An 11,036-nucleotide genomic window follows, 5' to 3' on the forward strand; every position below is an offset into this window, starting at 1 on the left:
GTGATTACTGTTTTATGTAACTAATCAGTTTTTTAGCTATGTCAGTATTGTTTTGTGAACCAATAAAGTCATCGCTATTTTTACCATAGGCAAATACTTGCACATCAGAAGCGGTATGTCCGCCCGTTGTCCAACCAGTGAAACTTAAATCATTGATAATGCTTTTAACCGCTAAATTAAGGGTTTTTTCACCCATGGCTTTAGCTTGTTTAAGTTTAATTTCGTTTTCAGTTGTAAACTCAATACGGGTATTGGCTTGCCATACCGTTTTAAGGTTATCTGATCCCATTAATAATTTGGTTAATGTACCCGCAGTGGCTTTAACACCTTTGATGATGTCGGTTCCCCATTTGTATTGGCCATGCGCGCCAATGGTTAAACCGCCTGTAGAGTGATCAGCCGTGATCACTAAAATAGTGTCTGGGTTGTTATCTACATAGGCTTTTGCCGTTTCGATTGATTTTGCAAAGTCGTCCATTTCAGCCATTGCGCAAGCAATATCATTTGCGTGACCACACCAGTCAATTTGGCTGCCTTCAATCATCACAAAAAAGCCTTTATCGTTTTGCCCATCAAGCAAATCAAACGCTTTAGAGGTTAACTGTTTTAATCTCGTAGGGTTTTCATCTAGCGCAAAAGGTAATCCCTTAGGTGCGTATAAACCAATAGCAGGGATTTGTGTAATTTGACCTAAGTTTTTAATATCGTCACCGTATTGATAACCTGCTTTTTTAAATTCGTCGACTAAGTTTCTGTCATCACGAATAAAATATTGAGTTCCACCGCCTAACATTAAATCAACCGGTAATTTACCAGCAATTTTATTGTCAATGTAGTCGTTTGCGATGTCATCATAATTTCTTCTTGATTCATTATGCGCGGCAAAGCTTGCAGGTGTTGCATGGTTAATTTGTGAAGTAGCCACTAACGCTGTTGTCATTCCTTGCTCTTTTGCAATTTCTAGCATGGTCTTAACCGGTTTTTTTGCCGTATCGACAGCGATTGCGCCATTATAACTTTTATGACCGCTGCTAAGTGCAGTTGCACCTGCTGCGCTGTCTGTTACATAAGTATGGTCATCAGGATAAGTGTGCGCCATGCCTTTTAACATAGTGTCGAAAACGGTTGTTTCTATTTCTTTTGTTGTAGGGTCATCTTTGTAATAACGATAAGCGGTAGTGAAAGCGGGACCCATGCCATCACCAATCATATAAATAACATTTTTAGGCGCTGTTTGAGCGAATGCTCCTGTTGTACATAAAAGCGCTAATAAGCCGAACTGTTTTTTCATTGTGCGTACCCTTTAAGTGTACTAATTTTAATAGCGACTATTATTGTATACCGATAGCAAGATAAATAAATGAATATGTTATGAAATCTCGAAATTTAAGTGTGTGTTCTATTAGTTCAGTTCTATTATTTGTGTATTAACTCTTGTATGTTATGGCCATAACCAAATAAAAAAGTTGAGGTTTGCGTTGCAACCATTTTCGGTAAAAGCTAATGACTTAGATATACACGGTATAAAATTTGGAGACGGTGAAGACGTCGTTATCGCTCTGCATGGCTGGCTAGATAATTGTGCTAGCTTCGTGCCTATGCTGAGTCGTGCTGCACCTTCGCAAACATGGTATTGCATTGACTTTCCAGGGCATGGACTGTCATCTTGGCGAAGCCCTCAAGCACATTACTACTTTATTGATTATGTGGATGATGTGTATGCATTAATCACAGCGCTTAAGTTAAAGAAGGTACACTTGGTTGGTCATTCTATGGGGGCTATGGTAGCAGGGCTGTTTGCTAGTTGTTTTAGTGAGTACGTAAAATCTGTTTCTTTTATTGAAGGTATAGGCTGTGTTACTACCGATAGCGATGAAGTGTGTTCTCAGCTAAGAAATGCCATACTAAACCGAGCAAGGTTTAGTACAAAAAAATCACGGGTATACACTTCAAAACAACAAATTTATCAAGCGCGTGCAAAAACAACTGATTTAAATGATGAACTAATCGCGTTGTTGATGGACAGAAACATAAAACAAATGCACAGTGGGTTTGAGTTAACGACTGATCCTAAGCTTAAAAATCACTCAGGTTTTCGATTTGATGAAGCGCAATGTATTGGTGCAATAAAAGAATTAATTGCACCATGTCAATTAATATTAGGTGATAAAGGTTATCCATTTGTAAAACAAAATCTAGACAAGTATAGTAAATATTACAATAACTTGAGTGTAATAGATGTGCCTGGTGGGCATCATTGCCATATGCAAAGTAGTGGACTATGTTTTGAACACATTCACGCATTTATGGTGCAAAGTAGTGCATGTTAATTGTATATTACCGATAAATGTGGGATTATCTCTAGATTAGAGTATTTGCTCAATTGTGAAAGTGCCTTACTTAGATTAAGGTTAATAAAAATATAATTATAAACAGGGGCTAAGAGTGGAAAAAATCTGGCTTAAGCGCTACCCAGAAGGTATGCCTGAAACAATCGATCCTGAGCACTACAACTCGTTACTCGAAGTGTTTGAAAAAAGTTTTAATGATTACAAAGATTTACCTGCATTTACTAATATGGGTAAAACATTGTCATATAACGAAATTGACGCGGCAACAAAACGTGTTGCGGCTTATATTCAAAACGATTTAGGGTTAAAAAAGGGCGATAAAGTCGCTGTTATGATGCCTAACTTGTTGCAAACCCCAATTGCTATATTAGGTATTTTACGCGCAGGGTGTGTGGTGGTTAACGTTAATCCGCTATATACCGTTCGTGAGCTAGAGCACCAATTAAAAGATTCTGAAACATCAGCAATATTTATTCTTGCTAACTTTGCTGTCACGCTTGAAAAAGCACTGCCTAATACTGACGTTAAACACATTGTGGTTACGCAGGTTGGTGACATGATGGGCGGACTCAAAAAGCATTTAGTCAATTTTGTTGTTAAGCATTTCAAAAAAATGGTACCAAGCTATACGTTGCCTAACACGATTAACTTTTGTGATTTATTAAAAGCTGATCTGAATGGCTATAAGCGCCCAGAGGTTAACTTAAGCGATTTAGCATTTTTACAATACACCGGTGGTACAACCGGCGTATCTAAAGGGGCAATGTTGAGCCACGGTAATATGGTGGGTAACCTTGAGCAAGTATCTGGTTGTTTAGATAACGTGCTTGAGCGTGGCAGAGAAGTGGTTATTACCGCGCTACCGCTCTATCATATATTTGCATTAACAGCGAACTGTTTAACATTTATGAAATACGGCGGCTTAAACGTATTAATTACTAATCCACGTGATATGCCTGGATTTGTAAAAGAGCTTAGTCAGCATAAATTTACTGCTATCACAGGGGTGAACACTTTATTTAATGGCTTATTAAATACCCCTGGTTTCTCTGAGCTTGATTTTAGTCACCTTAAAATGTCATTAGGCGGCGGCATGGCAGTACAACGCCCTGTTGCAGAAAAATGGCAAAAGGTCACTAACAGCAAACTAATGGAAGGCTATGGCCTGACAGAATGTTCTCCTTTAGTCACAATTAGCCCGTATGATTTAGAAGCTTATAATGGCTCTATCGGTCTACCTGCGCCAAGTACTGACATTAAATTAATGCTCGATAACGGTGAAGAAGCTGCCAAAGGTGAGCCGGGTGAACTGTGGGTAAAAGGTCCGCAAGTAATGCTTGGTTACTATAATCGCCCTGATGCAACGGCTGAATGTTTAAAAGATGGCTGGTTTGCAACTGGTGATATTGCCACTTACGATGACGAAGGTTTTTTCTACATTGTTGATCGTAAAAAAGACATGATTATTGTTTCAGGCTTTAATGTTTTCCCAAATGAAATAGAAGAAGTGGTTGCCATGCATGAAGGCGTGCTTGAAGTGGCCGCGGTTGGTATCCCTCATGACATTAGTGGTGAACAAGTTAAAGTTTTTGTTGTGAAAAAAGACCCTTCTTTAACTGAAAAAGATATAATAAAACATTGTCGTGATAATTTAACTAATTACAAGGTTCCTAAACTCGTTGAGTTTAAGGATGAGTTACCCAAAACTAACGTGGGTAAAATTCTCAGAAGAGCCTTAAAAGATTAGCAACTATAAAAAAGCCGACATCAGTCGGCTTTTTTATTGTAGGAGACTCAGTGCACTACCAATTGATCCAAACCCAAAATGAGCTTAATACGTTTGTAGAACAAATTAAAAGCAAACCCATTCTTGCTATTGATACCGAGTTTATGCGCCGCCGTACTTTGTATCCAGAAGTTGCACTTATTCAAGTTTATGATGGCGAACATTTAGCGCTTATTGACCCGCTTGCCGAGCTTTCCTTGTTTGATTTTTGGCAAATACTTAAAGATCCTAAAGTGCTAAAAGTACTCCATTCACCCTCAGAAGATATTGAAGTTTTTCAAAAGTACGCAGGGTTTGTTCCTTATCCTTTATTCGATACCCAGTTTGCACTTCAGCTATTAGGTGAGGGCAACTGTATGGGGTTTGCCTTAATGGTGAAAACATTTTTGAATATTGAGATTGATAAAAGCGAATCGCGCACTAATTGGTTACAACGCCCCCTTACTCAAAAGCAACTTGAATACGCTGCTGCTGATACGTATCACCTGCTGCCTTGTTTTGAGTTAATTATAGATAGCATTAAAGCCGCTGATTTATTTGATATTGTGATAAATGAAAGTGAATTAGTTGCCAATAAACGTGCTTTTCAAACACCAGATGAGCTACTTTATAAAGAGATTAAAAATGCATGGCAGCTTAAGCCGCATGAATTAGCGGTACTTAAAGAGTTAGCAGTATGGCGTCGAAATAAAGCTATTCGTAAAAATCTAGCGCTTAATTTTGTACTTAAAGAGCACAATATGACCGAAATTGCCAAACGAGGCCCTTCAAGTTTAAATGCTCTGAGACAAATTCCTGGGGTAGAACCCATTGAAGTGAATCGTTCTGGGGTTGAAATTTTAAAGTGTATTGAGCAGGCCAAAGCCATTCCAGCTGAGCAACACCCGCAAGTATTAAAGCGGTTAATTGATTTTCCTACCTATAAAAAAGTAGCGAAGGAGATCAAACAAAAAATTACTAAAGTTGCTAAAGAGCATAACATTCCAGAAGACGTTATGGCCTCTAAAAAGCAAATAAATCAGCTAATTAGTTGGAACTGGAAGTTAACTGCTCAGCAAAAAGAAAAACACATAAAACCAGATTTACTCAGCTCATGGCGATATGATTTTGTTAAAGATGCGCTAAAAGAGTGGGATAATTAGAGTATTAAATAGCTTGATGTAAAAAATAAAAAAGGGCGCTTAGCGCCCTTTTTTATTATTTCTTTTCTTCGTCAGGTAATGTGACATTGAGCTCGAGTACCGCTAAATCGTCTTCATTTTGATCAAACTGAACTTGAACCGCATCGGCGCCTACATTAACGTACTTACGAATGACATCAAGAATATCTTGCTTTAATTGTGGCAAGTAATCTGGTGTTCCACGCTGAGAACGCTCGTGCGCGACAATGATCTGCAATCGCTCTTTTGCTAATGACGCACTGTTTTTCTTTTCTGAGCGGAAGTAGTCAAGTAAAGACACATTAACCTCCAAATATCCGTTTGAATAAACCCTTTTTCTCTACATCTAAAAATCTAAATTCAACCGTTTCGCCTAATAAACGACTGATCGCATCAGCATAAGCTTGACCTGCGTCTGATTCACTATCAAGAATTACCGGTTGTCCAGAGTTTGATGCACTAAGCACTGCTTGAGATTCAGGAATGACACCTAGTAAGTCGATGGCTAGGATGTCCTGGATATCTTCAACAGATAGCATTTCACCTTTTGTTACACGATCTGGATTATAGCGTGTTATTAGCAAATGCTCTTTAATGTTTTCTAAACCTTCTTCGGCACGTTTCGATTTACTGTGTAAAATGCCTAGAATACGATCCGAATCTCGTACTGACGAGACTTCAGGGTTGGTTGTAACTATAGCTTCATCAGCGAAGTACATCGCCATCATAGCTCCGGCTTCAATACCTGCAGGAGAATCACAAACAATATAGTCAAAGTCTTCTTTTAACTCGTTCAATACGCGTTCAACACCATCACGGGTGAGTGCGTCTTTATCGCGAGTTTGTGAAGCAGGAAGTAAAAATAACTTTTCTACACGTTTGTCTTTTATGAGTGCTTGATTAAGGTTAGCTTCGCCATTGATCACATTAACAAAGTCATACACTACGCGACGTTCACAACCCATGATGAGGTCTAAATTACGTAAGCCGATATCAAAATCGATGATAACAGTTTTGTAGCCTTTTAATGCTAAGCCTGTACCAATTGCTGCGCTTGATGTTGTTTTACCAACACCCCCTTTACCCGAGGTAACGACAATTATTTTTGCCATGAGATTTATCCTTTAACCAAAGCTGAAATTTCTAAAGATTCATTTTTTTGTTGTATTTGAACTGCGTTACCCCAGTGTTCACCTTGCAGTGAGTCACTGATCCAGTAATTACCATTGATTGAAACGAGTTCTGCTTCTAATTTATTACAAAATATGTATGCGTTTTCGAGCCCTTTTGCGCCGGCAATTGCACGCCCTCGTAGGGTTCCGTAAATATGTACATTGCCATCGGCAATCACTTCTGCGCCATGGCTTACCGCGCCTAACACCACCAAGTCGCGGTCTTTGGCGTAAACTTGTTGGCCTGAGCGCACCGCACCATTAATAATTTGCGCTGGTAAATACACGGTTTTTTCTACAACCGAAGTATTTGGCTCTACTCTTGCGGGTTCACTCTTAACGTCTTGTGAATAGTTTAAAACAGATAACCCTGCGGCTTTTGCCTGTTTATGCTGTTCATCCGAACCATTACATACACCTACAGCATTAAAGCTCATGCGTTCAATAAGCGATTTTAAGTGAACAAAGTCGATTGCGCTGTTTTTTACTTCAATTAAATTGACGACAATGGGGGCACCCTCAAAGAACTTTGGGGCTTGGGCAATTTTTACATACAGCTGTTCTGCTAAAAGGTTAATATCAGTACTATAAAGATGTAAAACTGATAACGTAAAAAGGTTGCCTTTTAGCTCAAAAATTTGGTCCGACATAGATGCTCAACTGGATTGTCTAGTTAGCATGTAACTTTATATAAACCTAGGCTGAACAAGGCTTTTATTACAGTTTCCACACTAATTTTTATAACTTATTATTATTGCCATGTTATAGTGTGTAGCACTGTTAAGCAAGATTTTATAGGGCCATAATGCTAACTGCGGTATATAAAAGTAAGAAAAAAGCAGATACTTTCTTATTTATTGAAAAAAGAGACGATTTTAGTAAAGTTCCGGAACCTTTAATGACCATGTTTGGTCAACCTCAGTACGTGATGATCATTAACTTAGCGAAGCGGACTCAATTAGGCGTAGCGGATTTAGACACTTTAAAACAGTCGCTTAGCGACCAAGGCTATTATTTACAAATTCCGCCACCAGAGGAAAACTTGCTAAGTCAATTAAGAAAACAAAATGGAGCAGATAGTGATTAAAAAATTAGCGGTTGTATTGTGTGGTGTGTGTTTAAGCTCATCGGTGATGGCAAAAACACAAGCTGAGTTTCAACAATATCTTACTAATTTAAAGCAAGAGGCAATAGCAAAAGGCTACGATACTCAGTTAATTGAGCAAGCATTTGCCACTGCATCTTATAAAGAAAAAGTCATTTCAGCAGACAAAAACCAGCCAGAAGTAAAAGAAACGCTGGAAACGTATTTACCAAAACGAGTACCGCAATGGAAAATAGATCGTGCGCGTAAATTGTATAAAGAAAACCAAGAAGTCTTAGAAAAAGTAGCAAAAGACTTTGGTGTTCAAGCGCGTTTTATTGTTGCTATTTGGGGTTTAGAAAGCAATTTTGGCGCTATTCAAGGCGGCCACAATGTTATTTCATCCTTAGTAACTTTAGCATTTGATGGACGTCGTGAAGCGTTATACAAACGCCAATTGTGGGCAGCACTGGATATATTAAAGTCGGGTCATATCACGCTTGATAAATTTAAAGGCTCATGGGCGGGGGCAATGGGGCAAACCCAGTTTATGCCAACCTCATTTAATGCTTACGCCGTTGATTACAACAACGATGGTCGCAAAGATATTTGGACAACCAAAGAAGACGCGTTTGCTTCAATTGCAAATTACTTAAAGCAAGAGGGTTGGAATGATAATTTAACCTGGGGTCGCCAGGTACAATTGCCCGCTGACTTTGATAAGCAGTATATATTAAAGCGCGGTACTAAAACCCGAAAGCAATGGCTAGAGTACTGGGATAAATCAGAGCGCTCTTTAGCAGATTGGCAAGCATTAGGTGTTCGTCGTGTTGATGGCAGTGATTTACCTACGGTTGCTGTAGATGCAGCACTGGTGATGCCGGATGATATAAATGGACGCATGTATTTAGCATACGATAACTACAAAGTATTTATGCACTGGAATCGTTCATACTACTTTGCAACCAGCGTAGGCTATTTGTCAGATAGAATTGCTTACCCAAAAATTTAAGCTAAAGCGAATAACTAAAAAGCCGCTCATTGCGGCTTTTTTAATGGTTTACTGCTCTTTTTTGAATATTTTATCTTTAAGGTCAATGACTTTGCCAATGCCTGAACCTAGCTTCATTAGTTTGTTGAGTTGCTCTGGGGTTAAGCGTTGTAACTCTGACGACCATTTAGTCACTGTTTCAAGTAAGTTATGAATTTCGCCCATTTGTTTTTGTGCATAAATTTCATCGTCGTTACTTGCTTCATCTAATAAGTTATCTCTGAGTAAGCTAAGCGTAGGTTCTACTTCACGCTTTTTACGTTCTTCAAACACGCGATTAGCCATATCCCAAATATCGCCTGCAGGGGCATAGTATTCTTTTCTATCTCCTGGGATATGCATTACCTTGATCAGCTGCCAAGATTGTAATTCTTTAATTCCCATACTTACGTTACCGCGTGAAATACTCAGTGCATCTGCGATTTGGTTTGCCGTCATTGGATCTTTGGTAATAATAAGTAATCCGCACATTTGGCCGATTGTACGATTAAATCCCCAGCGGCTGCCCATCTCGCCACAATGCATTACAAAGGCAAAGTTTTTTTCTGATAATGTCATTGTTACAAGTTTCAAAAATAAATGAAATCTATGCTAGCACGCTGGTTAAGTATGGCAAGCGTTTAGCTTGGATAAAAAACCACGTTTTACGACTAATGATTGATATAGATTAATATTCAAGCATTTATAGTGGGTTATGTTGCGGGTATGCAACATGACATTGTTGTTTAACGCCTTTGTTAAATAGCATAAATTTTTTATAAACGATGGAATGACTATGAAAGCAGCAATAAATACAGAATATAAAGGCAAGTTAGCGATCACCGATTTACCAATCCCAGAGGTAGGTCCTAACGATGTGCTGGTTAAAATAGCCGCTTGTGGTGTATGTCACACCGATTTACATGCGTGTCATGGTGATTGGCCGGTAAAACCAAAAATGCCATTGGTACCAGGTCACGAAGGTGTGGGTGTAATAGAAAAACTAGGCAGTAATATTAAACATTTAGAAGTGGGCGACCGAGTGGGTGTACCTTGGTTGTATAGCGCCTGTGGCCATTGTGAATTTTGTTTAGATGGACGTGAAACCCTGTGTTTATCGCAACATAATACCGGTTACTCAATTGACGGTGGTTATGCAGAATATTGTTTAGCACATGGTGATTACATCATCAAAATACCGGATGGATTAGGCTTTGCTGAAGCTGCCCCGTTATTCTGTGCCGGCGTAACAACGTATAAAGCATTAAAAGTATCAGATGCAAAACCGGGTCAATGGGTTGCTATTGTTGGTGTGGGTGGCTTAGGGCACTTAGCAGTGCAATATGCAAAAGCAATGGGCTTTAATGTTATTGCGGTAGATACTGGTAAAGAGAAAATGGCGCTAGCTAAAGAGTTGGGTGCTGATATTACGCTTGATTTTAAAGAAGTGGTGCCCAGTGAGGCTATTTTTGAGCAAGTAGGTGGCGCGCATGCTGTTGTTTGTACAGCAGTATCAAAACCTGGGTTTGAACAAGCGTATAAAAGTGTTCGTCGTGGGGGTAAATGTGTATTAGTTGGTTTACCACCAGAAGATATGCCACTGCCAATTTTTGATACCGTATTGAATGGTGTTTCAGTAGTAGGTTCTATTGTAGGTACGCGCAAAGACCTGCAAGAATGTCTTGAATTTGCTGCGCAAGGCAAAGTAAAAGCCATCATTGAAGAGAAAAAACTTGAAGATATTAATGAAATTTTTGATGACATGCTTAAAGGCGAAATAAACGGCCGCATAGTTGTTACGATTTAATATTAAGTTTTTACATGAAAAAAGCACGGTATCTCAATTGAAATACCGTGCTTTTTAAATTATTAAACTATTAAAGTGTGTAACTAAAGCTTAGCTTTGCATTACGTTCTTCACCTGGCATTCCGCCTAAAAACATGGCTTTAGAATAGTATTTTTTATTAAACAGGTTATTAATGTTTAATTGCATTTGCCAGTTGTCTGCTTTATAGCTAACTGCAGCATCATACACGGTATAAGCAGGGACGTAGCCGTTATCAATACCGAACGAACTTGAGTTAGTACTGCGCTTATCAACAAACGTTAAGCCTGCGCTTAAATCTACTGCGTGAGGTAATTCAAATAACGCCGCAGAGTAAGTTACCCATGAGCTAGCAGTTACATAAGGCACGCCTTTTTGGCGAGTATCAAAGCTTGTGCTGTTTGGGTTAGTTTTATCTCTAGCATCTTGATAAACACCGTTGAAGTTAACTTTCCATTGATCGTTCAAATACGCATTTAAGTCAATTTCTACACCTTTGGTTTGTTCTTCACCATCAAAGAAGCTCTCCACTACGTTTGGTGCAGACACGCCTGCTTCATAAAGTGGGTTGGTGCGTATTCTCATGACTTTGATCACCGATTCTCATCAGCTTTGATCGCTTGATTT

Annotated in this window: 11 protein-coding genes and 1 pseudogene; 6 read left to right on the top strand and 6 right to left on the bottom strand. The window is 38.9% G+C overall.

What is annotated here, in order from left to right; genetic code table 11:
* Nucleotides 1–4 precede the first annotated feature (4 nt).
* On the bottom strand, nucleotides 5–1,291 hold the full coding sequence (locus tag QMA00_RS15035; protein WP_076923228.1) for an alkaline phosphatase: 1,287 nt from the start codon (nucleotides 1,289–1,291) through the stop codon (nucleotides 5–7).
* Nucleotides 1,292–1,478: 187 nt separating this feature from the next.
* Here QMA00_RS15035 and QMA00_RS15040 point away from each other — a divergent pair, with 187 nt between their 5' ends.
* The 3 genes from QMA00_RS15040 (at nucleotide 1,479) to rnd (ending at nucleotide 5,279) form a co-directional block, all read left to right on the top strand.
* On the top strand, nucleotides 1,479–2,330 hold the full coding sequence (locus QMA00_RS15040) for an alpha/beta hydrolase (RefSeq protein ID WP_069439734.1): 852 nt from the start codon (nucleotides 1,479–1,481) through the stop codon (nucleotides 2,328–2,330).
* A 115-nt stretch (nucleotides 2,331–2,445) separates the two neighbouring features.
* On the top strand, nucleotides 2,446–4,098 hold the full coding sequence (gene fadD, locus QMA00_RS15045) for a long-chain-fatty-acid--CoA ligase FadD (protein ID WP_036984013.1): 1,653 nt from the start codon (nucleotides 2,446–2,448) through the stop codon (nucleotides 4,096–4,098).
* Between the two features lie 50 nt (nucleotides 4,099–4,148).
* The gene (gene rnd / locus QMA00_RS15050) at nucleotides 4,149–5,279 is read left to right on the top strand and encodes a ribonuclease D (protein ID WP_290157853.1); all 1,131 of its coding nucleotides are present in this window, start codon (nucleotides 4,149–4,151) and stop codon (nucleotides 5,277–5,279) included.
* Between the two features lie 55 nt (nucleotides 5,280–5,334).
* Here the strand turns inward: rnd and minE are convergent, their stop codons facing one another.
* Genes minE through minC form a run of 3 tightly spaced genes read right to left on the bottom strand, consistent with a single transcriptional unit; the run spans nucleotide 5,335 to nucleotide 7,119 of the window.
* Nucleotides 5,335–5,598 (bottom strand): cell division topological specificity factor MinE, encoded by a 264-nt coding sequence (gene minE, locus QMA00_RS15055; protein WP_008111532.1) that lies wholly within the window; start codon nucleotides 5,596–5,598, stop codon nucleotides 5,335–5,337.
* A 1-nt stretch (nucleotide 5,599) separates the two neighbouring features.
* Nucleotides 5,600–6,409: a septum site-determining protein MinD gene (minD, locus tag QMA00_RS15060; RefSeq protein ID WP_138626463.1), complete on the bottom strand. Its 810-nt coding sequence runs from the start codon at nucleotides 6,407–6,409 to the stop codon at nucleotides 5,600–5,602.
* Nucleotides 6,410–6,414: 5 nt separating this feature from the next.
* A complete protein-coding gene (gene minC / locus QMA00_RS15065) occupies nucleotides 6,415–7,119 on the bottom strand; it encodes a septum site-determining protein MinC (protein ID WP_076923225.1) in 705 nt (234 codons plus the stop codon).
* A 155-nt stretch (nucleotides 7,120–7,274) separates the two neighbouring features.
* On the opposite strand from minC, the gene QMA00_RS15070 reads away from it, so the two are divergent.
* Entirely contained in the window at nucleotides 7,275–7,556 is a 282-nt protein-coding gene (locus tag QMA00_RS15070) for a YcgL domain-containing protein (protein WP_076920217.1), read from the top strand.
* Entirely contained in the window at nucleotides 7,549–8,565 is a 1,017-nt protein-coding gene (locus QMA00_RS15075; RefSeq protein ID WP_016900168.1) for a lytic murein transglycosylase, read from the top strand. The genes QMA00_RS15070 and QMA00_RS15075 overlap by 8 nt, the downstream gene beginning before the upstream one ends.
* 48 nt (nucleotides 8,566–8,613) lie before the next feature.
* On the opposite strand, the gene QMA00_RS15080 is transcribed toward QMA00_RS15075, so the two are convergent.
* Complete coding sequence (locus QMA00_RS15080) at nucleotides 8,614–9,162, bottom strand: HTH domain-containing protein (RefSeq protein WP_013463314.1); 549 nt, start codon at nucleotides 9,160–9,162, stop codon at nucleotides 8,614–8,616.
* A 217-nt stretch (nucleotides 9,163–9,379) separates the two neighbouring features.
* Between QMA00_RS15080 and adhP the strand changes: the two genes are divergently transcribed.
* Complete coding sequence (gene adhP / locus QMA00_RS15085; RefSeq protein ID WP_076923224.1) at nucleotides 9,380–10,390, top strand: alcohol dehydrogenase AdhP; 1,011 nt, start codon at nucleotides 9,380–9,382, stop codon at nucleotides 10,388–10,390.
* A gap of 70 nt (nucleotides 10,391–10,460) precedes the next feature.
* Here adhP and QMA00_RS15090 read toward each other — a convergent pair.
* Nucleotides 10,461–10,979 (bottom strand): annotated as a pseudogene (locus tag QMA00_RS15090) (TonB-dependent receptor); the annotation flags it as partial.
* Nucleotides 10,980–11,036 lie beyond the last annotated feature (57 nt).

The organism is Pseudoalteromonas sp. APC 3694 (genome assembly GCF_030407565.1).
Lineage (GTDB): Bacteria > Pseudomonadota > Gammaproteobacteria > Enterobacterales > Alteromonadaceae > Pseudoalteromonas > Pseudoalteromonas tetraodonis.

Coding starts and splice junctions, on each gene's coding strand:
- QMA00_RS15035 (WP_076923228.1), bottom strand. CDS start 1,291: ATGAAAAAACAGTTCGGCTTATTAGCGCTTTTATGTACAACAGGAGCA.
- minD (WP_138626463.1), bottom strand. CDS start 6,409: ATGGCAAAAATAATTGTCGTTACCTCGGGTAAAGGGGGTGTTGGTAAA.
- minC (WP_076923225.1), bottom strand. CDS start 7,119: ATGTCGGACCAAATTTTTGAGCTAAAAGGCAACCTTTTTACGTTATCA.
- QMA00_RS15070 (WP_076920217.1), top strand. CDS start 7,275: ATGCTAACTGCGGTATATAAAAGTAAGAAAAAAGCAGATACTTTCTTA.
- QMA00_RS15080 (WP_013463314.1), bottom strand. CDS start 9,162: ATGACATTATCAGAAAAAAACTTTGCCTTTGTAATGCATTGTGGCGAG.
- adhP (WP_076923224.1), top strand. CDS start 9,380: ATGAAAGCAGCAATAAATACAGAATATAAAGGCAAGTTAGCGATCACC.